The 24,684-nt window shown below is 39.7% G+C and carries 20 protein-coding genes; 13 read left to right on the top strand and 7 right to left on the bottom strand.

What is annotated here, in order from left to right:
- Positions 1-29: 29 nt before the first annotated feature.
- Positions 30-1,910 carry a methyl-accepting chemotaxis protein gene (locus tag H5120_RS09040; RefSeq protein ID WP_182674143.1) on the top strand — a complete coding sequence of 627 codons (1,881 nt, stop codon included), beginning with the start codon at positions 30-32 and terminating at the stop codon, positions 1,908-1,910.
- A 29-nt stretch (positions 1,911-1,939) separates the two neighbouring features.
- Here the strand turns inward: H5120_RS09040 and H5120_RS09035 are convergent, their stop codons facing one another.
- From H5120_RS09035 to priA, 5 genes are all read right to left on the bottom strand, one after another.
- Complete coding sequence (locus H5120_RS09035; RefSeq protein ID WP_024596309.1) at positions 1,940-2,314, bottom strand: gamma-butyrobetaine hydroxylase-like domain-containing protein; 375 nt, start codon at positions 2,312-2,314, stop codon at positions 1,940-1,942.
- Between the two features lie 62 nt (positions 2,315-2,376).
- Entirely contained in the window at positions 2,377-3,705 is a 1,329-nt protein-coding gene (gene hslU / locus H5120_RS09030; protein ID WP_024596310.1) for an HslU--HslV peptidase ATPase subunit, read from the bottom strand.
- 11 nt (positions 3,706-3,716) lie between these two features.
- Positions 3,717-4,235 carry an ATP-dependent protease subunit HslV gene (hslV, locus tag H5120_RS09025; RefSeq protein ID WP_002958366.1) on the bottom strand — a complete coding sequence of 173 codons (519 nt, stop codon included), beginning with the start codon at positions 4,233-4,235 and terminating at the stop codon, positions 3,717-3,719.
- Between the two features lie 79 nt (positions 4,236-4,314).
- A complete protein-coding gene (locus tag H5120_RS09020) occupies positions 4,315-4,842 on the bottom strand; it encodes an SPOR domain-containing protein (RefSeq protein WP_182674142.1) in 528 nt (175 codons plus the stop codon).
- Positions 4,843-4,862: 20 nt separating this feature from the next.
- Positions 4,863-7,049, bottom strand: a complete 2,187-nt coding sequence (gene priA, locus H5120_RS09015; RefSeq protein ID WP_182674141.1) for a primosomal protein N' — start codon at positions 7,047-7,049, stop codon at positions 4,863-4,865.
- Positions 7,050-7,279: 230 nt separating this feature from the next.
- On the opposite strand from priA, the gene rpmE reads away from it, so the two are divergent.
- A complete protein-coding gene (gene rpmE / locus H5120_RS09010; RefSeq protein WP_002958369.1) occupies positions 7,280-7,495 on the top strand; it encodes a 50S ribosomal protein L31 in 216 nt (71 codons plus the stop codon).
- 526 nt (positions 7,496-8,021) lie between these two features.
- Positions 8,022-9,263, top strand: coding sequence for a malic enzyme-like NAD(P)-binding protein (locus H5120_RS09005; protein WP_182674140.1), 1,242 nt, complete (start codon positions 8,022-8,024; stop codon positions 9,261-9,263).
- A 63-nt stretch (positions 9,264-9,326) separates the two neighbouring features.
- Here H5120_RS09005 and metJ read toward each other — a convergent pair whose 3' ends face one another.
- On the bottom strand, positions 9,327-9,647 hold the full coding sequence (gene metJ, locus H5120_RS09000; RefSeq protein ID WP_002958371.1) for a met regulon transcriptional regulator MetJ: 321 nt from the start codon (positions 9,645-9,647) through the stop codon (positions 9,327-9,329).
- 289 nt (positions 9,648-9,936) lie between these two features.
- Between metJ and metB the strand changes: the two genes are divergently transcribed.
- Both metB and metL read left to right on the top strand, forming a co-directional pair.
- The gene (gene metB / locus H5120_RS08995) at positions 9,937-11,184 is read left to right on the top strand and encodes a cystathionine gamma-synthase (protein WP_039485856.1); all 1,248 of its coding nucleotides are present in this window, start codon (positions 9,937-9,939) and stop codon (positions 11,182-11,184) included.
- A gap of 435 nt (positions 11,185-11,619) precedes the next feature.
- A complete protein-coding gene (metL, locus tag H5120_RS08990) occupies positions 11,620-13,965 on the top strand; it encodes a bifunctional aspartate kinase/homoserine dehydrogenase II (protein WP_182674139.1) in 2,346 nt (781 codons plus the stop codon).
- A gap of 63 nt (positions 13,966-14,028) precedes the next feature.
- Here metL and H5120_RS08985 read toward each other — a convergent pair whose 3' ends face one another.
- Positions 14,029-16,521 carry a penicillin-binding protein 1A gene (locus H5120_RS08985; protein WP_182674138.1) on the bottom strand — a complete coding sequence of 831 codons (2,493 nt, stop codon included), beginning with the start codon at positions 16,519-16,521 and terminating at the stop codon, positions 14,029-14,031.
- 130 nt (positions 16,522-16,651) lie between these two features.
- Between H5120_RS08985 and H5120_RS08980 the strand changes: the two genes are divergently transcribed.
- From H5120_RS08980 to H5120_RS08945, 8 genes are all read left to right on the top strand, one after another.
- Positions 16,652-17,731 carry a pilus assembly protein PilM gene (locus tag H5120_RS08980; RefSeq protein WP_024596029.1) on the top strand — a complete coding sequence of 360 codons (1,080 nt, stop codon included), beginning with the start codon at positions 16,652-16,654 and terminating at the stop codon, positions 17,729-17,731.
- The gene (locus H5120_RS08975; RefSeq protein ID WP_002958376.1) at positions 17,719-18,291 is read left to right on the top strand and encodes a PilN domain-containing protein; all 573 of its coding nucleotides are present in this window, start codon (positions 17,719-17,721) and stop codon (positions 18,289-18,291) included. Before H5120_RS08980 ends, H5120_RS08975 begins: the two co-directional genes overlap by 13 nt.
- Positions 18,281-18,886, top strand: a complete 606-nt coding sequence (locus H5120_RS08970; protein ID WP_024596028.1) for a type 4a pilus biogenesis protein PilO — start codon at positions 18,281-18,283, stop codon at positions 18,884-18,886. The genes H5120_RS08975 and H5120_RS08970 overlap by 11 nt, the downstream gene beginning before the upstream one ends.
- Entirely contained in the window at positions 18,883-19,422 is a 540-nt protein-coding gene (locus tag H5120_RS08965) for a pilus assembly protein PilP (protein WP_039485843.1), read from the top strand. The genes H5120_RS08970 and H5120_RS08965 overlap by 4 nt, the downstream gene beginning before the upstream one ends.
- Positions 19,409-21,514 (top strand): type IV pilus secretin PilQ, encoded by a 2,106-nt coding sequence (locus H5120_RS08960; protein WP_182674137.1) that lies wholly within the window; start codon positions 19,409-19,411, stop codon positions 21,512-21,514. The genes H5120_RS08965 and H5120_RS08960 overlap by 14 nt, the downstream gene beginning before the upstream one ends.
- A gap of 184 nt (positions 21,515-21,698) precedes the next feature.
- Positions 21,699-22,217: a shikimate kinase AroK gene (gene aroK, locus H5120_RS08955; protein ID WP_004589350.1), complete on the top strand. Its 519-nt coding sequence runs from the start codon at positions 21,699-21,701 to the stop codon at positions 22,215-22,217.
- A 27-nt stretch (positions 22,218-22,244) separates the two neighbouring features.
- Positions 22,245-23,315 carry a 3-dehydroquinate synthase gene (gene aroB, locus H5120_RS08950; RefSeq protein WP_024596026.1) on the top strand — a complete coding sequence of 357 codons (1,071 nt, stop codon included), beginning with the start codon at positions 22,245-22,247 and terminating at the stop codon, positions 23,313-23,315.
- The gene (locus H5120_RS08945; RefSeq protein WP_182674136.1) at positions 23,316-24,668 is read left to right on the top strand and encodes an SPOR domain-containing protein; all 1,353 of its coding nucleotides are present in this window, start codon (positions 23,316-23,318) and stop codon (positions 24,666-24,668) included.
- The last annotated feature ends 16 nt before the right edge of the window (positions 24,669-24,684 follow it).

Raw genomic sequence — 24,684 nt, 5'->3', positions numbered from 1 at the left:
AAAATGCATATTCAAAAAAGGCGTTAGCGATGAATTTTTTACAAAACCTAACAATTAAACGACGTTTACAACTAAACGCAGTCGTTGTTGGTTTAGCAATGGTGGTCCTTTTATGCGTGATTATTTTTGAATCACGTACAACCTTGAGCTTAAACAAGACTATTCAATTAGCAGAAGAGCTCAACGTACATGCATTAGCATTGCGTAAACATGAAAAAAACTTTTTGTTTTATAAACAAGAAGACGCGTTAACTGCATTTGAAACGGATTTTGAGCAGTTAAGTGATAAAGTAAAAAAGTTACAACAGTTAATGGCTAACCAAGGTATTGCACAGGAGCAGGTCCAGCGCTTTGAGCAACTAATAAATAGCTATAATAATGATTTTGAAACTGTTGTTAAGCTTCAAAAAGAGATTGGTTTAACCCCGACCGACGGGTTATATGGCAAGCTTAGAAGCTCGGTTCATGAAGTTGAGCAACTATTAAAAGAGCAGCAAAATTACCAACTGCTGTCGTCAATGCTGCAACTAAGACGCTCAGAAAAAGATTTCATGCTGAGATTTGATATTAAGTACCTAGGGCGTTTTAATGAGGGAATTAATACATTTAAGCAGCAGATAGTTGCAGCACAGCTGCCAAGCGACTATAAAGCACAAATTAATCCTTTGATTGATATATACCAAAGCGAATTTCAAACACTTGTGCAGGCCCAAACTAAGCTAGGGCTAGATCTTGAGTCAGGCGCACTTGGAGTAATGCGTGACAGTGTAGATAAAAGCGACGCCATTGTTTCTAAAATCGTTAAAGACACTAAGTTACAAGTAGAGCAAAGTGTAGAGCAGGCTCAATTTTTAGCTATTTTGGTATTTGTGATTGCAGGTGTGGTTGTATTAGCGCTAGTTTATTTTACAAGCCACTCCATTATTGTACCTATTGAGCGGGTTTATCACACTATTAATGATATTCGTCGTAATAATGATTTGAGCGTAATGATAGAGCAAACAGGTAAAGACGAAATTACCACCATGACTGTCGACTTTAATAGCTTAATAGGCGATTTTAAGAACTTAATTAACGAAGTTAATGGTGCTTTAAACACCCTTAATGTAGCAACCGAGCATTTATCACAAAGTACCGCAGCAACAAGCTCTGGTATGCAAGAGCAACTACATGAAGCAGACATGGTAGCGACAGCTGCAACGCAAATGCAGGCAACTATTCAAGATATCTCTCATAATACTGAAGCCGCAGCTAAAAAAGCAGAATCAACCAACTTAAGCGCACAGCAAGGGCGCAGTGAAGTTGACTCAACGGTTAAACATATTAGAGATTTGTCTAGTTCGTTAGGTAATGCATCAAGTGTTGTATCGCAATTAGAAAAAGACGGCGAAACCATTGGCTCAGTGCTTGATGTAATTCGAGGGATTGCAGATCAAACCAACTTATTAGCGCTTAACGCTGCAATTGAAGCGGCTAGAGCTGGAGAGCAAGGGCGTGGTTTTGCAGTAGTGGCAGATGAAGTTCGCTCACTTGCTCAGCGCACGCAAGAATCGACTAGTGAAATAGAGGGGATTATTAATACCCTGCAACAACGCACTCAAGAGGTGGTTAGTATTATGCACCAGTGCCGCTCGCAAGGAGATGAAAGTGCATCGCAGGCTATTAAAGCCGGTGAGCTACTCGGTGATATAACCGAAGATGTACAAACTATCATGGAGATGAGTACTCAAATAGCAGTTGCGATTGATGAGCAAAGTCAGGTAGCGTCTGAGGTAAATAAAAACGTAGTACGTATAAGAGATATTGCACAAGATGCTTCGGGACATGCTGCTAATAATGCGCAGACAAGTGAAGAAGTCTCTGAGCAGGCTCGTGTTCTATTCACTGCAATTGATAAGTTTAAGGTGTAATAACCCCTAATAGTGCGGGTCTATAAAGTTTAAGGAACAAACTTTATAGGCACGCTATCTTTACTTTTTTCGTGTTCAGTTACCCGCACTAAATATTCACTCCACAATGTATCTTGTTGCTGTTGTAGTTTTTCAAAGTAGCGCCAGCTAAATAGTCCGCTGTTATGGCCATCGTCAAAATCTAAACGAAGTGCGTAATGCCCAACAGGTACAATACTTTTAATTCCTACAGCTTGCTTATTAAGTACTAGCTTCATTGGGCCAGAGCCATGGCCCTGCACTTCAGCTGAAGGGGAGTGTACACGTAAAAACTCACAGCTAAATACAGCTTTACTGTCATCATCAAAGTAAACATCTAGATTTTTACTTACACTGTGGTAATGCACTTTTGTTACGTGTTTCATTTAATATATCCCATTAAAAAGCCCCCAATCTGGAGGCTTTTAGTATAACGTTTATATTCGTTTTATAGAATAAAGCGGCTTAAGTCTTCATCTTCAACAAGTGCACCTAAGTGTTTTTCAACATAAGCGGCGTCGATTACTAATGACGAGCCTGCTTTTTCAGAAGCATCGTATGAAATTTCTTCCATCAATCTTTCCATTACAGTGTGTAGACGACGGGCACCGATGTTTTCGGTTTTCTCGTTAACTTGCCAAGCTGCTTTGGCAATACGTTCAATTGCATCGTCGCTAAACTCAATCGATACCTGCTCAGTTTTAAGCAGCTCTCGTTGTTGCTCGGTAAGCGATGCATGAGGCTCTGTAAGGATGCGTTTAAAGTCATCTGCAGTAAGTGCTTCAAGTTCTACTCGAATCGGTAAGCGGCCCTGTAGCTCTGGGATCATATCTGATGGCTTTGCCATCTGAAACGCACCAGAGGCAATAAACAGCATATGGTCAGTTTTAACCATTCCGTGCTTAGTATTTACAGTTGAACCTTCAATTAGCGGTAGTAAGTCGCGCTGAACACCTTCTCGGCTCACATCTGGACCTGAAGAATCGCCGCGCTTACAAATTTTGTCTATTTCATCAATAAACACAATACCGTTTTGCTCTACTGCAAAAATAGCTTGCTCTTTTAGCTCTTCAGGATTTACTAATTTAGCGGCTTCTTCTTCCGTTAATAGTTTGAAGGCTTCTTTGATTTTTAGTTTACGCTTAGTGCGCTTATCGCCGCCCATGTTTTGAAACATGCTTTGTAGCTGGTTGGTCATATCTTCCATACCAGGAGGCGCCATAATTTCTACGTTTGGTTGTGCTTGTGCTAAATCGATTTCAATTTCTTTATCATCTAGCTGACCTTCACGTAGCTTTTTACGGAACGTTTGGCGAGTTGATGAGTTATCATCACGCTGCGTTTCGCCGTATTGATCTTTCGCTGGTGGTAAAAGGGCATCTAAAATGCGCTCTTCTGCTGCTTCTTCGGCGCGATGTTTAAATTTCTTAGTCTGCTGTTCGCGAGTCATTTTAATTGATACATCGACTAAATCGCGGATGATAGTCTCAACTTCTTTACCAACATAGCCAACTTCCGTGAACTTAGTCGCTTCTACTTTAATAAAGGGTGCGTTAGCAAGTTTTGCTAATCGGCGGGCAATTTCTGTTTTACCTACACCGGTTGGACCAATCATTAAAATGTTTTTTGGTGTTACTTCGCTGCGTAAATCTTCTTTGAGTTGCATGCGGCGCCAGCGGTTACGAAGTGCAATAGCCACTGCTTTTTTTGCTTTAGCCTGACCTATAATGTGCTGATCTAGCTCGTGAACAATTTCTCTTGGGGTCATATCAGACATGATAGTTCCTATTATAATTCTTCGATTGTTTGGAAGTTATTAGTAAATACGCAGATGTTGCCTGCAATAGTTAAGCTTTTCTCTACTATTTCACGAGCGCTTAAATCTGTATTTTCTAAAAGGGCGGTTGCAGCTGATTGTGCAAAGTTACCACCACTGCCAATTGCAATTAGGTCGTTTTCAGGTTGAACCACATCGCCATTACCGGTAATAATTAAAGAGGCTGTTTCGTCTGCAACAGCGAGCAGCGCTTCGAGTTTTCGAAGTGCACGGTCGCTGCGCCAATCTTTAGCCATTTCTACTGCGGCTTTAGTTAGGTTTCCTTGGTGCATTTCTAATTTGCTTTCAAAGCGTTCGAAAAGAGTGAAGGCATCAGCAGTACCACCGGCAAAACCAGCGATTACTTTGCCATTATAAAGACGTCGAACTTTACGGGCGTTGCCCTTCATTACGGTATTACCAAGAGACACTTGGCCATCGCCGCCAATTACAACCTTGTCGCCACGGCGTACACTTACGATAGTAGTCATGTTATTCCTCATCATCGAGCTGCAGAGGCAACTCGTAAAAAACGATTATGAAGAGGTTATATGGGTGAATGGTTTATTTTCAAGTCCAGCCCCAAATTCCGCAGCCGACTATTTTTACACGTTTAAGTTTGTTTTTATCACTTTCGGCTTGGCGTTTGGTTTTATAAGGGCCTAAGCGCACTTTATACCAAGTACCATTGCTGCCTTCAGCCTGTTTTATTTCAGAAATGAGGCCTGCAAATGCTATTTTAGCTTTTAGCGATTCCGCTTGTGCGTGGGTTTTAAACGAACCACACTGCATAACGTAAGGGCCTTTTTGCTCAAGTTCTTTCACTTCAACTTGAATCTCGTGTTCTCTTATTTCTTTAATAAACTCTGGTGTGCGTGGAATAACCACTTCTACTTTTGCGGGCGCAGTGGGGTTTGCTTGTTTTTCGACAAGTTTTGGATCTGCATTACTTTTAATAAACCATAATGTATAAGCAAAACCACCGACGAGTAAGATGGCTATGACAGCTAAAAGAATAGGAAATGGTTTTTTAGCGGGTGCGTTTTTTTTACTGTTTCTGCCTGCAGGCTTTTTGTTAATATAATCGTGCTGTGCCATGGTGTTATTTTGGCCTTAACCTAAATCATGTCTATAGGGTCTACGTCTAAGCTCCAGCGTACTTTTTGTGCAAGTTTACTTGAACTTAAATAATCAACCATTTGCGCAAGGTACTGATGTAATATGCGGCGATCTTGCGCTTGAATATGTAATTGAAAACGATACATACCTGCGACTTTTTCAAGTGGAGCAGGGATCGGACCGAGCAATTGTATACCAGATACCCCATTCACAGGAACCAAATCCGTCAAAAAATCGACGACTAGCTTAATGCTGTGTCCTTGTGCACGGACAATAGCCATATTTGTAATGGGTGGTAAGTCTGCATCATCGCGTTCACTCAGTGCAAAGCGAGCAAAATCTTGGTAACCATTATTAACTAAGTCTTGTAAAAGTGGGTGTTCTGGAAAGTGTGTTTGTAATAACACTTGGCCAGGTTCCCCTGAACGCCCAGCTCGCCCCGCGACCTGAGTAACTAACTGTGCTAAATGCTCTGTCGCCCTAAAGTCGCATGAGTATAAGCCGCTATCTACGTCTAAAATTATAACAAGGCTTACATCTGCAAAGTGATGGCCTTTGGCAAGCATTTGTGTGCCTACTAAAATGCGTGCACCGCCTAGGTTTATTTCATCTAGTGCTTTTTCAAGGCTGCCTTTACGGCGAGTTGAATCGCGGTCTATGCGAGTAACGGGTGTATCTGGAAACTCGGTCGATAAAAACTCTTCAATTTGCTCTGTACCTTTGCCATTTGGAAATATTTGCGTACTTCCACAATCAGGACATTGGTGAGGAACAGGGTATTGATCGCCACAGTGGTGACAAATCATTTGCCCAATCGCTTTATGAAATGTGGCGCTGGTACTGCAGCGTTTACATTCACTTAGCCAGCCACATTCATGGCAAATAAGAGTGGGTGAGAAACCTCGACGATTTAAAAACACCATAACCTGTTTACCGCGGTTTAAGTGTTGGCGCATAGTGGCAAGGCTTGCATGTGCAATACCTGCTTGGTCGGGTTGGCCTTTCATATCGAGTAACTTAAATTGGTTATCTGTCGCAGTTTGCGCGCGCTCGGTTAAACTTAGTAGCTGATATTTGTTATTAATTGCTTTGTGAAGTGTTTCAAGTGCGGGTGTAGCACTGCCTAATATAAGTGGTATTTTATGCTGAAAAGCTCTGTATGCGGCCAAATCACGAGCATGGTAACGAAGGGTATCTTGTTGCTTAAATGATGAATCGTGCTCTTCATCGACAACTATCATACCGAGTTTTAAAAATGGCAGAAAAATACTCGAACGTGTGCCTATAACTATTGCACAACTGCCTTTTTCGCAAAAGCGCCATGTTTGCAATCGCTCGTTGTCGGTAAGGGCTGAATGCCAAAGCATAATGGGTGTATCAGGAAAGCGGCGACGAAAACGGTTTACAGTTTGTGGCGTTAAGCCTATTTCTGGCACTAATACTAATGCTTGCTCGCCACGTTTTAATACTTCTTCTAGGCACTGTAAATACACTTCTGTTTTACCACTGCCAGTTACGCCTTCTAATAAAAAGCTGCTAAATCCACTACTTTGATTTATTGCTGTACAAGCAACCGCTTGTTCTTTATTAAGTACAGGTTTACTACCGACAGTTGGTGCAACGCTTTGCCATTGGTTATCATGTTCAATAGTTTGCGTAATGAGTTCTTTATCTATTAGGCTATCTATTGTTTTTTTGCTAAAGCCAAGAGCTTTTAATTCGGTTAACGATGATTTCCCCGATTGCGATAACTGCTTTAATAAATTGAGCTGTGTTTTGGCTTTTAATGGCGGTACTTTTGCGCCTTTTTCTGTCAGAGCAACCATGTTAATACTGGTTTTATCTGGCGATTCACCTTGGCGAAGTGCACTCGGTAGCGCTATGTGAATAGTTTCGCCTAAGGGATAGCAATAATAGCGGGCAGTAAAGCTAAGGAGTTCTAAATGTTGGGCGCTTAAAATAGGGGTATCGTCTATTACCTCTATAATATTCTTAATTTTATCTAAAGGGACGTCGGTACTGTTTTTAATACCCAGAACAACAGCCACTTTTTTTTGATTACCAAAAGGTACTAAAACCCGCATGCCCGGTAGTATGGGTGTTGATAAGCCACTGAGCTGCTCTTCTATTTTATAATCAAAGGTGCGTGGAAGCGGGACTTTAATAGCAACTTCAACAAAACTCATAACAACTCAACCCGTAAAATTAATGCTGTAATGTACTAAAAATACCGCTAAAAACCTACTAGCAATAGTACTTGAGAAAGAGATTGTTCACTTTTTTAGCGAAAAGATAAATAAATACTTGTGCAGGGGAGGGTTGTTGGATAAAATCCGCCACCAACAAATTTGTTTTAACGACGTATGGTGCCAGACTTCGGGTTTGGAGAGCGATGCGGCCTTAACTAGAGGTTCCTATGAAAGAAGGTATTCACCCTAAGTACGAAGTAATTTCTGCAACATGTTCATGCGGAAACAAATTCGAAACTAGCTCAACTCTTTGTAAAGACATTCACTTAGACGTATGTTCTGCGTGTCACCCGTTTTACACTGGTAAGCAAAAGATTTTAGACACTGGCGGCCGTGTTGATCGCTTCAACAAGCGCTTCGGTGCACTTAGCAGCAAGAAGTAATTATTGCTGTTTAGTTAAAAAAAGCACCTTAGGGTGCTTTTTTTGTGTCTAAAATTTACTACTTCTTATCTTATTTAGCTTGCTCGAGCTACATCACACCTTGCATAACTATTTCCTATTCTTATTCTGAGTATGCATAAACCTTTACAGACAAATCGATAGATATTCTCTATATTTTAAATAGTACAAATTTTAACTAGGTTGATAAAAGTAGCTAACGTGGGCTTATCTGTTTTTAAAGTAGTGTAGTAGGCTGTTATTTTAAGTTTGTGATGATGTGTTAAACATACATTTTTTTAATATTTTAATAGACATAAACACACCTCAAAACTTACTTTTTTGGTGAATTTTTATTTATCAAATGTTTATATAATCCTGCAAAGTTACTGAAAAACCTCTTAAAATTAAAGGATATAGCATATAACAGGATAGACCTGATATTGCTTGGAATTTAAAAATAATAAGGGTATCGTACCCCAAGACTCCACCTCTCACTTTAACTTAAATTGCAGGATACCATCGCGTTATGTCTGACTTTCGTGAACAAGCACTACATTATCACTCACATCCCGTACCTGGTAAAATTAGCATTGAGCTAACAAAACCAGCTAAAACAGTTCAAGACTTAGCCCTAGCTTATAGCCCAGGTGTCGCTGAGCCTGTACGTGAAATTGCCGCAGATCCTGCAAATGCATATAAATATACCGGTAAAGGTAACATGGTTGCGGTTATCACTAATGGTACTGCAATTTTGGGCTTGGGTAATTTAGGTCCTTTAGCGTCTAAGCCCGTAATGGAAGGCAAGGCGTTATTGTTTAAACGTTTTGCAGGGCTTGATTCTATTGATATTGAAGTAAAGCACAAAACAACAGAAGACTTTATTAACACGGTTGCCAATATTGCTGACACATTTGGTGGTATTAACCTTGAAGATATTAAAGCACCAGAGTGTTTTGAAATTGAAAAAGCATTAATAGAGCGTTGTAGCATTCCTGTTTTTCATGACGACCAACACGGCACCGCCATTGTGACGGCTGCCGGCATGTTAAATGCGCTAGAAGTACAAGGTAAATCAATTGAAGATGCAATAATTGTATGTTTAGGTGCAGGCGCTGCTGCAGTTGCGTGTATGGAACTGTTAATTAAGTGTGGTGCACTGCGTGAACACATTTATATGCTTGACCGTAAAGGTGTTATTCATACTCGTCGCGATGATTTAAATGAATATAAACAGCTTTTTGCTAACAATACCGATAAACGCACATTGCAAGATGTAATTGCAGATGCTGATGTGTTTGTTGGTGTTTCGGGTCCTAACTTGTTAGCTGCCGAAGATTTAAAACTAATGGCAGAAAAACCGGTCGTGTTTGCATGTTCAAACCCAGATCCAGAGATCGATCCTGCACTTGCTCACGGCGCACGCAACGATTTAATTATGGCAACAGGGCGCTCTGATTACCCTAACCAGGTTAACAATGTTTTATGTTTCCCGTTTATTTTCCGTGGTGCACTTGATGTACGTGCAAGCGCGATTAACGATGAAATGAAAATTGCTGCAGTTGAGGCTATTCGTAGTATTGCCAAAGAGCCTGTACCTGCAGAAGTTTTAAAAGCCGCAGGCGTAGATAAACTAGAGTTTGGTGCGCAGTATATTATTCCAAAACCAATGGATCCGCGTTTACTACCGCGTATAGCTAAAGCTGTAGCACTTGCTGCGGTAGAGTCGGGTGTTGCGCAAATTGATTTGCCTGAAAATTATATGGCGTAATATATAACGCTTAAACAAAAAACCTCAGCAATGCTGAGGTTTTTTGATTAAAAAGGTAACGATTTATTCTTCGTTTAAAATAGGCACTTCTAAACCCATTTCTTGCATTATCTTTTTAACTTCTTCTGGTACTTTTTCTGCGTTGTCTTTACGTAGGTCATCGTCATTTGGTAAAGGTTGACCAGTAAATGCATGCAAAAACGCCTCACATAGCAATTCACTATTTGTTGCATGGCGAAGGTTGTTGATTTGACGACGCGTACGCTCATCCGTTAAAACTTTTAATACATTTAGCGGGATCGAAACGGTGATCTTTTTAACTTGCTCTGATTTTTTCCCGTGTTCTGCGTATGGGTGAATATACTCACCATTCCATTTAGCCATAAGATGTATCGTTGCCTCAGATTATTAATTTCTCACACGGTATAAAAAGCGTGTAAATATGCGTGAAATTCTATCGATTTAAAAAAGATAGTCAAATAATAGATACCGATCTATCTTAATAAGCCTATTTGGGATGTAAAAATAAGCTCACTTTTGTGAGCTAAAATGTGATACTAGCAAACGCCTTTCCTAACTTTAGCCATCTAGAGCTTTAAAATCCTTTGACTTATTAAAACGGATAACTTACTCTTTTAGACGTCTAAACATCCAAATTAATCAGGTGACGAATATGAGCGAAAAAAACAAAGCGACCATTGCTGTACGTAACGGCGTTGATGCTGATAAACATCATGGTGCAGTGGTGCCGCCAATTTATTTATCAACGACTTATTCGTTTGCCGACTTTGATACTAAGCGTGAGTATGATTATGGCCGCAGTGGTAACCCTAATCGTGATATTTTAGCAGAGACGCTTGCTAAGCTTGAAGGCGGCGCTCGTGGCATAATTACGGCCACAGGTATGGCTGCCGTGCATTTAGCTACTCAGCTACTTAACAGTGACGACACGTTAGTAATTCCACATGATTGTTATGGTGGTAGCTATCGTTTATTTACATCGTTACAAAAACGCGGATTATTGAAGCTTGAAGTATTAGATTTAACAAAAGAAGAAAGCCTTCAACAAATTTTAGCAATTAAGCCTAAGCTTATTTGGATAGAGACTCCAAGTAACCCAGTACTTCGTTTAACCGATATTAAAGCGGTTACCGATGTTGCTAAGCAATGCGGTGCATTGGTTGCCGCAGATAACACGTTTTTGTCTCCTGCCTTACAAAACCCTATTAAGTTTGGTGTAGATATTGTGGTGCATTCAACTACTAAATATATTAACGGGCACTCAGATGTAGTGGGCGGCGCTGTTATTGCTGCAACACAAGAGCTTGGTGATGAGCTTGCTTGGTGGGCAAATAATATTGGTATTACGGGCGCGCCTTTTGATAGTTATTTAACGCTTCGTGGTCTACGTACTCTAAATGTGCGTTTAAGGCAGCACCAAGAAAATGCGCTAGCAATAGCTAAGTACCTTGAAAGTTCCAATTTTGTAAGCCAAGTTTACTATCCAGGACTTGAATCGCATCCTCAACATGAGCTTGCTAAAGCACAACAACTTGGCTTTGGTGGCATGGTTAGTTTTGATATTAAAGGCGATATAAACGACGCTGCAGCATTTTTAACTAGTCTTAAAACGTTTAGTTTAGCTGAGTCACTAGGTGGCGTAGAGAGTTTAATTTGTCACCCCGCAACTATGACGCACGCAGGCATGGAGGCAAAGGCACGTTTAGAGGCGGGTGTGGGCGATACGCTTATTCGTATTTCGGTTGGGATTGAAGATATACACGATTTAATAGCTGACTTTGAACGAGTATTTGAACTTGTAAAACCAGGGCAAAATAAAAATGTTGGCCGTGTAGGCAAAGGTGCTGGCACTTCTGGTGGAAACGTTAAATTAAGTGCAGCCCGTCCAGCGCTTTGGTAAGTAATACCAATCCGCAATAATACCTAGGGCGTGTTGATCTTTGGTGGGTGAATTTGCAGTAGTATGTTTGGTTTTTAGGCAAGGCGGAGCCTATGTAGTGTGGTTATTCCCCATGAATAGGCGATAACGCAGCATAAATACCAAACATGCGCTGCCCTTTGGGTTCTTTCTAGGGACGATTAACTCTTTGTTGCTCGGTTTTTACTTAGCCCACTAGGTTACAAACCTCGCGCCGCGATTTAATCGCCCCTAGATTGAACAAATTTCAATCCACAAAGAACAACACGCCCTAATCAATTTGAGGGATTAAACCGCACGATAAAATCGTTAAAAATTCCTAATATAGAACAACTAAATAACGAAATTTTTGCCTTGTTATCGATACGGTTTTCTTTCCTCAAAATAGACAACTTAATTAAGCGAATTGGTATAAATATGGTCAATTGTGTACATAAATTTGGTGGTTCAAGCTTAAGCTCTAGTGAGCGCTATCAAAGCGTAGCTAAAATAATTATTGGGCATACTCAGCCGGGTGACTGTATTGTGGTATCTGCTGCAGGTAAGACTACAGATACACTTGTGTCGTTGTGGCAAAGTTATCAGCTGCAAGACACGCAAGCTGTCGCTGATATTTTACTGCAGTTAAATAACCATCAAAGCGATTTAATTGAGCAGTTATTACAAGCTGATTTAAAGTGCTGCGCACTTAAAACACTAAATACCGAGCTTAGTAATATTGCAGAACTTGCTCAAGCTGAGCAGCTAAAAGAGGCTGCGTTACTTGCGCATGGGGAACTGTGGTCAGCACGTTTACTCGCTACTTATTTACAGCAGCTAAATATTGAGGCGTGTGCTCAAGATGCCCGTAGTCTTTTTACCTTAAACGATGGTGAATTAATGCATGCGCAAAATGCGCAGCAATGTCGACAGTCAATTTTACCTAATAAGATAAATGTTGTTACTGGGTTTATTGCCGCCGATACGAAAGGTGAGACCGTAACACTTGGACGCAACGGTAGCGATTATAGTGCAACACTACTTGCAAATTACTGTAATGCTAAGCAAGTATGTATTTGGACCGATACACAGGGAGTGTTTAGCACTGATCCTCGTAAGGTTAAAAAAGCGATTAAATACGGCAAAATTTGTCGCGGGCAAGCTAATTTATTAGCTCGTTTGGGTAACCCTGTATTACACGCAAAAACACTATCGCCACTTAAAAACAGCGATATTAAGCTAGCTGTTCGTAGTAGTTTTGATGTGCAAGCAAGCCCAACAGATATAGTAAAAGAAGGTTCAGCAAAGAAAAAGCGCTTTATAACCACGCTGCAAAATGTTGATTTGTTAATGGTTGAAGGATTAAGTGAAGGTGAGGTCGCAAGCGTTAGTCAGCTTATTCAGCATAGCCTTCATCATTTTAACCATAATGGTGAAGTGTATTTAGTAGTACCGGCTGCACAAACATATCAAGTTATTAATTACTTTGCTGGTAGAGCTAATATTAGTGAGTCAAATTTAAATGGCTGTGCAATTATTGCCCCTGAGCAAGACGTTAGCGTACTAAAACTGCAAGCTTTAGAGGTATTAGCTGAGCAGACTATAAAGCCGCGTTTTGTGCATCAAGATAATGGTTATGTTTTATTACTAACAGACCAATTTATAGATAGCGATATACAAAGCGCCTTACACGATAAGCTAATCAATAAAGGCCAAGAAATAGCCGTTATAGTTGCGGGCCTTGGCAATGTAGGCGATGCTTTTATTGAGCAGTTATCGGCACAATTTGAGCGTTTATCAGACGACTTTAGTATTAAATTGGTAGCGCTGGTTCGCTCTAAACATATGTTATTTAATGCAAGTGGCATAAATATATCGCAATGGAAAACTCAATGGCAGCATGAGGCGAATAGCTATGAAGCTGCGGATTTACTTAATGCGATAAGCGAGCTTGACTACGAACATAAAGTTTTAATTGATATTACTGCAAGTGAGCAGTTTAGCTTTTTATATACAGATTTTGTAGACCGAGATTGTCATTTAATTAGTGCTAACAAATATGCAGGTACAGCACCTACTTCTTGGTATAAAGCACTTCGTAGTAACCTTGGCGAACGTAATTTACATTGGCGATATAATACAAGTGTAGGTGCAGGCTTACCTATCAATTTTGCTTTGGCTGATTTGCAAAATAGTGGTGATAAAATTACGCGTATTGAAGGCGTGTTCTCGGGTACACTTTCGTGGTTATGTAGTAAGTATGATGGTACCACTGCTTTTTCTGAGTTGGTATTAGAAGCACAGAAAATGGGGTTCACAGAGCCTGACCCTCGCGAGGATTTATCTGGACGAGATATGCAGCGTAAGTTACTTATTTTAGCCCGAGAGTTAGGTATAGAGCTTGAGCTTGATGATATTAGCTTATCGGCATTAATGCCCGGTGAGCTTGCGCTAGGAAGTTGGGAAGACTTTCTAAACAATAAAGCCCAGCTAGATGCGTTCATTGAAGAGCATGCTGATACAGCAAAAGCTAATAACTCAGTACTGAGATACACAGGCCTATTAGATATAACAAAAACTGAAGTTATCGCTAAAGTAGGAATTACGTATGTGCCCAATGGGGATGCGTTAGCAAACCTTACACCTGGCGATAATATTTTTGTAATTAATAGCAAATGGTATAGTGATAACGCGCTTGTGATTCAGGGGCCAGGGGCTGGGAAAGAAGTAACCGCTGCGGGTGTACACTCTGACTTATATTGGCTTGTTCAAAACTTAAAATAAGCGATTATTTAAATTAAAACGGCAGCTTAAATAAGCTGCCGTTTTTGTATTACAGAGGTATTATTAAAATAGCTCTTCTTCGGTTTTTGTGTCTTCTTCAAATATATCGTTTGGCTGAGATAGCACATACTTTGTCGGTGCAGTGCCTTTTTCGAAGTATTCAAAGCGGCTGGTGTAGTCATTTTTGTGGCTTAGCAAACCAGTGGCTAAATCAATACGAATCGAAACAAGCCCTTCAGGTGGCTCAATTGGCGCTTCAGGTGTTCCCTCAAGTGCGGCTTTCATAAATTCAATCCATGCAGGCTGCGCTGTTTTAGCCCCCGATTCAGCACCAGATATTTGGCTGCTATCTAAGTTGTTATTGTACGTAGAACGACCAAGAGCGTTACCTGGGTTATCAAAGCCCACCCACACAGAAGTCATTACTTTACTGTTAAAACCACTAAACCAGGTGTCTACAGAATCGTTAGTTGTGCCTGTTTTACCCGAAAGATCACGACGTTCTAAAGCTTGTGCGCGCCAACCTGTACCACTCCAACCCGTTTTATGGGCCCAACTACCGCCGCCCCAAATACCACTGTGCATTGCATCAGCAATTAAAAAAGCATTCTGCTTAGAAATAATTCTCGGTGCACATTTTTTTGTTGGCTCCACTTCATCACTACTATTATGAAGTGAGAATTCATTATGTGTTGGTAAAGACTCTTCATCACAGGCTAGGGCAGGGTTTGCTTTGAACAATACATTACCGTAAGCATCTTGAATTTCTGAAATAAAGTAAGGTTCAATTAAGTGGCCACCATTGGCAAATGCACTCATGCCACGGGCAAGTTCAAGTGGAGTAATGGAAGCACTACCCAGTGCTAGTGATTCACTGCGATTAATGTCTGAATCTTTAAAGCCAAACTTTAATAAATGATCAGCTGTACGTTGTAATCCAACGCCGCGTAGTAAGCGCACCGAAATAACGTTTTTAGATTGTGCTAAAGCACGGCGAATTCTTATCGGACCATTATATACAGCAGGGCTGTTTTTAGGGCGCCATGCTACGCCTTGGCTTTTATCCCATTGGTTTATAGGAGCATCGTTTAATATAGACGCAAGCGTGTAACCTTTTTCAAGTGCTGCTGAATATATAAAAGGTTTTATATTAGAACCTACTTGACGCTTTGCTTGTACCGCTCGGTTATATTGACTTTGCTCAAAGCTGTAACCACCTACAATAGCTTTAATTCTTCCATCTTGTGGGTCGAGTGACACAATAGCACTTGATGCTTCTGGTATTTGGCTTAGTAAGTAGCTGTCATCTTCATTTTTACGCACCCATATTTGCATTCCTGACGTTAAAATATCTGTAGCTGCTTTTGGAGCAAAACTTTGGCGGTAACGAGTAATATATTTACGCGCCCATTTTAAGTTATCCCAAGTAAGAGTTGTGCGCTCGCCACTTTTAAGTAATACCGACGCTGTTTTATCATTAACACTAAGCACGGCTGCTGCTTTCAAAGTACCCAACTCATTTACGCTTTGTAATTTATTGAGTATTTGTTGCTCAGTTAAAGCTGGTTGTGTTTCAGGGTCCCATAAAACATCTGTTGGTCCTCTAAAACCATGGCGCATATCATAATTATGTAAGTTGTTTACAAGTGCGTTTTGCGCTGCTTTTTGAACTTTAGACTCTACCGAGGTGAAAATTTTAAAACCTGAGTTGTAAGCTTTATCTATTCCATAACGCGAGACCATTTCAGCGCGCACCATTTCAGAAATATACGGGGCGTATAAATTTATTTCAGCACCATGAAAATAAGCGGTGATAGGTTGGCTCGTTGCTTCGTTATATTCTTCTTGAGTAATATAATTTTCAGTTAATAAACGCCCTAAAACAACATTTCGGCGTGCTTTTGCACGCGTTGGGTTACGAATTGGGTTTAAAGCTGAAGGGGCCTTGGGTAAACCTGCAATCATCGCCATTTGTGCAAGTGTTAAATCTTTTAACTCCTTACCGTAATAAACTTGTGCTGCAGCACCAATACCAAAAGCGCGATTACCTAATTCTATTTTATTAAGGTAAAGCTCTAAAATTTCGTCTTTTGTTAATACACCTTCGATATGTAGCGCTATAAATATTTCTTTAACTTTACGAATATATGCTTTTTCGCGAGTTAAAAAGAAATTACGAGCAAGCTGCATAGTAATAGTACTTGCGCCTTGTTTTTTCTCGCCGGTAGATATAAGAACAATAGCCGAACGTACAATACCTATAGGATCTATGCCTATATGATCGTAAAATCGATTATCTTCTGTCGCTAAAAATGCATTAATGAGGGTTTGAGGAATTTCATCAATAGTCACTGGAATACGACGCTTTTCACCAAATTGATTGATTAAAAGCCCATCTTTTGTGAATACTTGCATAGGAGTTTGTAATTGCACGTCTTTTAAAACTTGCACACTGGGGATATCAGGTTTAACGTAGTAATAAAGACTGACCAAAGTGATCAGACCAATTAACACACAAATGATAAAAAATTGTAAAGTTCGTTTTAATAAAATCACTTATATTTCCCTAAATGGACTCCCAATTGCGAGTTTTGACTGCTAGTATATATTGATTAAAAAATGAATAATATTTTTTCAGATAAAAATTATAACTTGTTTATTATTAAAACAAAGGCCAAGTTGAAACATGCTAAGTCAACTATTTCAAAAACCGTCCCCGATGATGGTAGGAATTGATATTGGATCGCACTCTATCAAAGCGGTGCTTTTACGTGAAATTGAAACTGGATTTCGACTAGAAGCACTTGCAATTGAGCCGATGCCAAAAGGTGCGATGAGTGAGCGCACAATTCAAGATATTGAAGCGATTGGTAACGTTATTACAAAATTAAGAAAAAAATTACCGAAGTCGTTAAAATCTGCTGCAGTGGCTGTTTCTGGCCAAACAGTTATTACAAAAGTGATCTTCATGGATGTATCGTTAACAGATGCTGAACTTGAATCGCAAATTGAAATTGAAGCTGATAGTTTAATCCCTTACCCACTTGATGAAGTGAGCCTCGATTTTGAGAAGCTTTCGACGAATGAGGCCGATCCTAGCAAAATGAATGTTTTGCTTTCGGCTGCTCGTACAGAGAGTGTTGAAGCACGGGTGGGCGCTTTAGAAGCCGCAAATTTAGAAGCCAAAATAGTAGATGTAGAAAGCTACGCATTGAGCCGTGCTATGGACGTTTACTATCAACAATTACCTAGCGATGCATTTAATAAGTGTGTGGCTGTGGTCGATATTGGCGCAGTTTTAATGCTTGTGAGTGTTGTGCAAGCTGGGGAAACCATTTATACCCGTGACCAAGTTTTTGGTGGCGATCAATATACAAATAGTATTGTTGCTTATTATAATAAAGGCTTTGATGAAGCCGAAATAGGCAAAACATCAGGTGATTTACCGCCAAACTATACCTTTGAAGTATTAGCCCCTTTTCAAACTTCGTTACTTCAACAAGTTCGCAGAGCTGTGCAAATGTTTTTAACAACCAGCGGTAAAGAGCAAATAGATTATATTGTATTAACGGGCGGTACATCGATGATAAAAGGTATCGACCGATTGCTTATTGAAGAACTCGGTATCCACTCAGTTGTTGCAGAGCCTTTTGTAAATATGGAAATTTCCCCAAAGGTAGACCGTAATATAATGCAGCGTCACAAAACGCAGTTTGCAATTGCAACAGGGTTGGCATTAAGGAGCTTTTCAACATGCCACATATAAATCTACTGCCTTGGCGTGAATCACAACGCGAAGAATCGAAAAAGAAATTTGTAACTATACTTGTTGGTGTCGTTATACTTTGTTTTGCAAGTATGTATTTATTAAGCTCTTTTTATAGTGCTTTAAAAGACGGTCAAAACTTAAAGAATAATTATTTAAGCTCAGAAATTAGCATGCTAGATAAAAAAATAAGTGAAATACGAAGCTTAGATAAAAGAAAGGAAAATTTACAACAGCGTATGAGGCTCATTGAAGAATTGCAAAGCAGCCGTAACTTGGGTACGCAAATAATGGATGAAGTTGCCAAAATAGTGCCTGGCGGTGTTTATTTAACAAAACTGGAGCGCAAAGGCAGCCAAATACATGTTTTAGGACGTAGTGAATCTAATAACCGCCTATCAACAATGCTCCGCCAAGTACAAAGCTCATATTTACTAGAGAATCCTTCAATGCAGGGCATTGTTGCAGGCGATCAATCTTCGCGTTTACTTAGTGATTTTAATATGGAATTTTATGTAAAACCATTTGATAAAATTGGTGAGGTTAGCGATGAACCTTGATTTTAAAGCACTGAGTGAAATTGATTGGAATGAAATAGAGCTTGATAACATTGGTGATTGGCCAATTGCTGTTAAAGCAATTTGCTGCACATTTGTTGCGGGCCTTGTATTGTTTTTTAGTTATAGCCTATTAGTTTCTGATGAAATTGACAGCTACCATAGTGCCGTGGCAAAAGAAGTTGAACTACGAACAACTTATCGAACTAAGTATGCAGTAGCGAGCAAGCTTGAAATATATCGTCAACAAATGATTGAAATGGAAGATAAGTTTTCACAGCTATTAAAGCGTCTACCCACTTCGAACGAAACTCCTGGTTTACTTGATGATTTATCATATGTTGGGACAACGAGTGGTCTGACTTTTTTAAAAATAGGTTGGCTGCCAGAAGTTGAGAAAGAATTTTATACCGAGCTGCCGATTAAAATCGAAGTAATAGGTAGCTACCATGAGTTTGGTGAGTTTGTAGGTAAAGTGGCCCAGTTACCCCGGATTGTAAGCTTACATGACTTTTCTATTTTATCATCGGGCGATAAACAGTTAACATTCAGTGTTGTTGCAAAAACATATCGTTATGAAGAAGGGGTTAAAAAATGAAACTCCTTCGCGTAGTACCTTTAGCTATAGCATTTGTTTTAGCGGGTTGTAATGATGACACTTCTGAGCAAAAAGAATTTATTGATCAGGTAAAAGCAAGCACAACTCCAAGGGTTGAGTCGATCCCTGAGCTGACAAAGTTTGAAATATTTGAGTACAGTGCTGGTCAGCTACGCAGCCCGTTTGTAGCGCCTCAGCCTGAGATTATTCAAAATAAACTAACGCAAGTAAAAAACTGTTTGCACCCAGATCAAGAGCGTCGCCGCGAACCGTTAGAGAAATACCCGCTAGATAATTTAGCAATGAAAGGCACAATTGGCTCTAGTGGACAAATATGGGCATTAATTACAGCAACAGATGACACTTTGCACCGCGTAACGGTAGGGAATTATCTTGGAAGTTATGATGGCAAAGTAAAAAGAGTAAGCAACGACTATATAGAATTAGTGGAATTAATCCCTGATGGGTCTGGCTGTTGGAAAGAGCGCCTGACGAAATTAGAAATGTTAGAGGCGGCAACAGATGGCGCAAATTAATAATAAAAAAGGTAAAAATAGGATGCATAAGGATGTACTTTGGCTTCATCGTATTTCACGGACATTACTGGCTGCTGTTGCTTTAGTCACTGTAAACTCAGCCATAGCTGGGCCATTGCTTTATGATGTTCGTTATAATCCATTACTTAAAGGCGAAACTGAATTACAGCTTGTTTTTGATGAAGAGTTAACCTTTGAACCAAAAGTTCAAGTGTTTAATAGCCCAGCCCGAATCGAAATGTTTTTTGATACTGCAGAGTTAGAGGTTGGTTTAAATGATGTTGAAGTTAATCAAGCAGGAATTAGCAGTGTTACTAATGTTTTAACTAACAGTGGTTTAAAGGTAACGGTAAACTTAGATAGATTAAAAATTTATGAGACTGAAGTTCATAACAATTTAGTATCGATACGTGTCTCTGATAACCCTCTTACAGAATCTGAAAATGAAGATGTAGTGATGGACTCAGGTGATGTAAGTGGAAATTACATTAACCGTATCCAGTCCATTGATTTTAGACGTGGTGAGAAGGGTGAAGCAAAAGTACTTGTATTTTTACAAGACACTCAAGCTGCAATTGAAGTCCATGAAAGTGGCGGGAAAATTTACGCTGACTTTCATCACACCGATATTTTAGACGATCTACTTTATGAATTAGATGTATTAGATTTTGGAACTGTTGTCAGTAATATCGAGACTTTTAAAGAAGATGGTTTAAGTCGTGTTGTTATCGAACCTAATGCTCAGTTCACGTTTACGTATCAGCAAATAGATAATATTTTAACGTTGACAGTAGAAAAAGATGAAACGCAAAATGCGTACTTAGATGGTGGGGTTGAGTATCAAGGTCGCCCTATGACCTTAAATTTTCAAGATATCTCTGTGCGTGCAGCACTGCAAATTATCGCGGGTTACAACGACTTTAACTTAGTAACCAGTGATTCAGTAACGGGCAATATAACGCTGCGTCTAGATGGTGTACCGTGGGATCAAGCGCTTGACGTAGTACTACGTATTAAAGGGCTAGATAAGCGCATGGATGGCTCTATATTAATGGTAGCGCCTGCAGAAGAACTTGCAGCACGTGAAGCCAAAGATTTAAAAGCTAAACAGCAAGTTGAAGACTTAGAGCCTCTATATAGTGAATACATCCGATTAAACTATGCTAAAGCCGAAAATTTTGCTGACTTATTAAAAACAGATACTAACAGTATTATAACTGCCCGTGGTAGTGTATCTGTTGATCAACGTACAAATACTTTGTTAGTAAAAGATACTGTTAAGAGTATAGAAAATATTCGTCGCATGATTGAAACGCTCGATATTCCAGTGCAGCAGGTTGTAATAGAATCTCGAATGGTAACGGTACGCGATAACGTTACTGAAGACTTAGGCGTACGTTGGGGCTTTAGTGACCAAGGCAGTAGTGTTGGTATTTCAGGCTCTCTTGAAGGCGCAGAAGGTATTTATAATGCGACATCTACTTCAAATGCACCAAGTATTTCAGACCGATTAAATGTAAATTTACCTATCACTAACCCTGCGGCTAGCATTGGCTTACACATAGCAAAACTGGCTAACGGTACGCTGATTGATTTAGAACTAAGTGCGCTTGAAGAAGAGAATAAAGGCGAGATTATTGCTAGCCCACGTATCATAGCGGCAAATCAGCAAAAAGCGCGAATAGAGCAAGGTACTGAAATTCCTTATACAGAGTCAGCTTCAAGCGGTGCTACTACCATAAGCTTTAAAAAAGCGGTACTGAGCTTAGAAGTTACACCTCATATCACACCTGATAATAAAGTAATTCTAGATTTAATTATTACTCAAGATACACGTGGTGATACTGTTCAAACAGGTACTGGTGAAGCGGTGTCTATTGATACTCAAGAAATTCAAACACAAGTGTTAGTCGAGAATGGCCAAACCGTAGTACTCGGTGGTATTTTCCAACAGCAGATCATTAATACTACGAGTAAAGTGCCAATTTTAGGTGACATTCCTTACGTAGGAAGACTATTTAAAACCACAAGTGAGTTTAATGAAAAGCGTGAATTACTTATTTTCGTGACACCGAAAATACAAATTGATTAAAATACAGTGGTTTTATGTTAACCAACGGGTGATTATTTAGATTAATTGCTCGTTATATGGCTTTTTATTCTAATTGACTTGAAATACCCCTGCAATTACTGAGATAATCCCCTCCTTAATTTTGGGGCCAGGTCGTTAGGCGGGGTTTTATTTCAAATTTTAGAGTTTGTTTGTACTAAAAGATATGGCTGAGAAACGTAATATATTTCTAGTTGGCCCCATGGGGGCTGGCAAAAGCACGATTGGTCGTCACATCGCTGACCAATTACACCTTGAATTTGTTGATTCTGATCAAGAAATCGAACGCCGCACAGGTGCAGATATTGCATGGGTATTCGATCTTGAAGGTGAAGAAGGCTTTAGACTTCGAGAAGAGTCTGTTATTGGCGATTTAACCGAGATGCAAGGTATTGTACTTGCTACCGGTGGTGGTTCAGTAATGAGCAAAGAAGTTCGAAACAAGCTTTCGGCTCGAGGTATCGTTGTATACCTAGAGACACCTATAGAAAAGCAAGTTGCACGCACGCAACGCGACAAGCGTCGCCCATTACTGCAAACTGAAGAAGCACCTCGTAACGTACTAGAGCGCTTAGCAGAAGAACGCGAGCCCCTATACAAAGAAGTTGCCGATTTTGTTGTACGTACCGATGAGCAAAGCGCTAAAGTTGTTGCTAACCAAATCATCGAGAAATTAGATTTTTAAAAACCAATAATAAGGAAATAACTAAGCATGCTTAAATTAACAGTTAATTTGGACGAGCGAAGTTATCCTATTTATATTGGGCAATCTGCACTTCAAGATAATGGCCGCCTGGTTCACCACATTGGTGATTGTCGGCCTATCATCATTACTAATGACACAATAGCGCCTTTATATTTACAAGCGTTACTTGACTCATTAGCAGATCAAAATCCGCTATCTTTTATTATTCCTGACGGTGAACAATATAAATCACTTGAATGGTTTGAAAAAATATCAGCATTTTTACTCCAAAATAACTGTGGCCGAGATACGTGCTTAATTGCGTTAGGTGGCGGTGTTATAGGTGATCTAACTGGTTTTGTAGCGGCGTGTTATCAGCGCGGCGTACCGTTTATTCAAATACCAACGACAGTGCTTTCACAGGTTGACTCATCGGTAGGTGGTAAAACGGCAGTAAATCATCCTTTAGGTAAAAATATGATAGGGGCATTTTATCAGCCTCAAGCGGTTTTTATTGATACACAAACATTACACACCCTACCAGCAAGAGAGTTTGCAGCAGGTATGGCTGAAGTAATTAAGTATGGTCTGATTTACGATACCGAATTATTTGCATACTTAGAGCGAAACGTAGCTAATTTGCAGCAACTAGATGAAACATGTTTACAGCATATTATTTTTAGATGTTGTGAAATAAAAGCACTTATAGTTGCGCAAGATGAAAAAGAGCATGGTTTACGTGCTTTATTAAACTTAGGTCATACATTTGCCCATGCAATTGAGGCAGAAATGGGCTACGGCGTTTGGTTACATGGCGAAGCTGTTGCAACAGGCATGGTATTAGCAGCTAAACTTGCCAAGACACGCCAAGATTTAAGCGCAAGTGAAGTTGATCGAATTATTAAGCTGCTTGAGCTATATAATTTACCAACAGAAATTCCAAAGCAAATGACTAGCGAGCAGTTCCTAACGCATATGCGTAAAGACAAAAAGAATAAAAGAGGCACTATACGCTTTATTCTACCTACCCAATTTGGCCAGTGTGCATTAGTTGATGATGTTTCTGATGACCAAGTTAGAGACTTAATCGAGCAGTAAATGCAGTCACAAATTTTACCAAGCCGTGCGGCTTTGGTGGATAGAATCGCACTGCAATTTGAGTACGGACAAAATTTAATAGTTTTACTTGGCACATCGGGGCTAGGTAAAAGTTATATGCTCGAAACCTTCATTACAGATAAATACAATGACTTTAATAAAGCGTTTGTGCAAGTAAGTGCACAAATGACTGACGCTCAGCTAATGAGCGATTTATTAGAGCAAAGCTTTAATTCCCCTTTGGTTGATCATAATTTAAGTTTACCTGAAAACTATTACCAGCTGCTTGAGCAACAGCAGTGCGGACCTTGTTTATGGGTGCTTGATGGCGGTAGGCAACTATCTGAAGAGATACTAATTGAGCTTGAGTTACTTTCTAAAAATAGCCCTAATACGTTGTATATCATAATTGCATCACAGTCTAAACTTGCTTTAAATGACGCTGTCGAAATTTACTTGGAGCCACTGACGCTTCGAGAAAGCAAGATGTTATTGCAGTGGTACTTTACTGATTTACCTTATGATGAAGACCCTGTTTTTAGTACTTTTTTAGCTGAGGCTCATGGTAACCCCAGTTTATTGCTTGCTTGGCAACCTAGCGAGCACATAGCCGATATTATCGTTAAAGATAAAGTATCTTGGCGATTGCACTTATTGATTTTGATGTTGTTAATTATGCTTTTAATTATTGGTCTGCTTTATAAGTCTGATATGACGCAGTGGTGGCAACAATATTATCAGCAGGAAGAAACACAAGTCCTAAATACAGCAATATCTGTAGAGCAAGTAAGTGAGCCGGTTATAAAGCAAAATGACTCAGTAGTTACCTTAAATGACCCTGAAGGAGTTGAGCCAGATATTGAGCCAAAGAGCGTACACATTAATGATGTGCCTGCTATCATGCAAAGTCTTAGCGAACCTGCAAATACCGTTAAGGTATTAGACAATGCTATTAATAATAGCGCTAAAAACAAAAGCAGTGAAGCAGGTGACGTTGTATCTAAAGCTCTAGAAGTAGAGAAAGTAAATACAGCAGAGCAAGCTCAGAGTAGCCAAGATAATATTTGGTACATGCAGCAAACAGATACAAATAGTGTTATTCAATTATTAGCGGTAACTCAGCAGGAGGTTCGCGATAATTTCATTGCTCAATTCAATCTACAGCAGCAAACTCATACTTACCAAACGAAGAGAAATAATCAAATATGGTGGGTTGTCACATTTGGCAGCTTTGAGAGTATAAACGAGGCAAAATCAGCAATGGGTACTTTACCCCCTGGGGTTAGAAAAAATAAACCTTTCTATAAAAAAATTAGTAAAATAAAGCAAGAAATAGCAGTCGTTGATCAGTAAAACACACTGCTTTAGT

It is taken from the genome of Pseudoalteromonas sp. SR43-2 (assembly GCF_014163885.1).
In the GTDB taxonomy this organism is placed as follows: Bacteria; Pseudomonadota; Gammaproteobacteria; order Enterobacterales; family Alteromonadaceae; genus Pseudoalteromonas; species Pseudoalteromonas distincta.
The sequence above is the reverse complement of the archived record's forward strand: the minus strand, read 5'-3'. Positions and strand labels throughout refer to the sequence as shown.

Bases quoted from the DNA above. Each gene is read 5' to 3' on its own strand.
- H5120_RS09040 (WP_182674143.1), top strand. From the start codon at position 30: ATGAATTTTTTACAAAACCTAACAATTAAACGACGTTTACAACTAAAC.
- H5120_RS09035 (WP_024596309.1), bottom strand. From the start codon at position 2,314: ATGAAACACGTAACAAAAGTGCATTACCACAGTGTAAGTAAAAATCTA.
- hslU (WP_024596310.1), bottom strand. From the start codon at position 3,705: ATGTCTGATATGACCCCAAGAGAAATTGTTCACGAGCTAGATCAGCAC.
- hslV (WP_002958366.1), bottom strand. From the start codon at position 4,235: ATGACTACTATCGTAAGTGTACGCCGTGGCGACAAGGTTGTAATTGGC.
- H5120_RS09020 (WP_182674142.1), bottom strand. From the start codon at position 4,842: ATGGCACAGCACGATTATATTAACAAAAAGCCTGCAGGCAGAAACAGT.
- priA (WP_182674141.1), bottom strand. From the start codon at position 7,049: ATGAGTTTTGTTGAAGTTGCTATTAAAGTCCCGCTTCCACGCACCTTT.
- rpmE (WP_002958369.1), top strand. From the start codon at position 7,280: ATGAAAGAAGGTATTCACCCTAAGTACGAAGTAATTTCTGCAACATGT.
- H5120_RS09005 (WP_182674140.1), top strand. From the start codon at position 8,022: ATGTCTGACTTTCGTGAACAAGCACTACATTATCACTCACATCCCGTA.
- metJ (WP_002958371.1), bottom strand. From the start codon at position 9,647: ATGGCTAAATGGAATGGTGAGTATATTCACCCATACGCAGAACACGGG.
- metB (WP_039485856.1), top strand. From the start codon at position 9,937: ATGAGCGAAAAAAACAAAGCGACCATTGCTGTACGTAACGGCGTTGAT.
- metL (WP_182674139.1), top strand. From the start codon at position 11,620: ATGGTCAATTGTGTACATAAATTTGGTGGTTCAAGCTTAAGCTCTAGT.
- H5120_RS08980 (WP_024596029.1), top strand. From the start codon at position 16,652: ATGCTAAGTCAACTATTTCAAAAACCGTCCCCGATGATGGTAGGAATT.
- H5120_RS08975 (WP_002958376.1), top strand. From the start codon at position 17,719: ATGCCACATATAAATCTACTGCCTTGGCGTGAATCACAACGCGAAGAA.
- H5120_RS08970 (WP_024596028.1), top strand. From the start codon at position 18,281: ATGAACCTTGATTTTAAAGCACTGAGTGAAATTGATTGGAATGAAATA.
- H5120_RS08965 (WP_039485843.1), top strand. From the start codon at position 18,883: ATGAAACTCCTTCGCGTAGTACCTTTAGCTATAGCATTTGTTTTAGCG.
- H5120_RS08960 (WP_182674137.1), top strand. From the start codon at position 19,409: ATGGCGCAAATTAATAATAAAAAAGGTAAAAATAGGATGCATAAGGAT.
- aroK (WP_004589350.1), top strand. From the start codon at position 21,699: ATGGCTGAGAAACGTAATATATTTCTAGTTGGCCCCATGGGGGCTGGC.
- aroB (WP_024596026.1), top strand. From the start codon at position 22,245: ATGCTTAAATTAACAGTTAATTTGGACGAGCGAAGTTATCCTATTTAT.
- H5120_RS08945 (WP_182674136.1), top strand. From the start codon at position 23,316: ATGCAGTCACAAATTTTACCAAGCCGTGCGGCTTTGGTGGATAGAATC.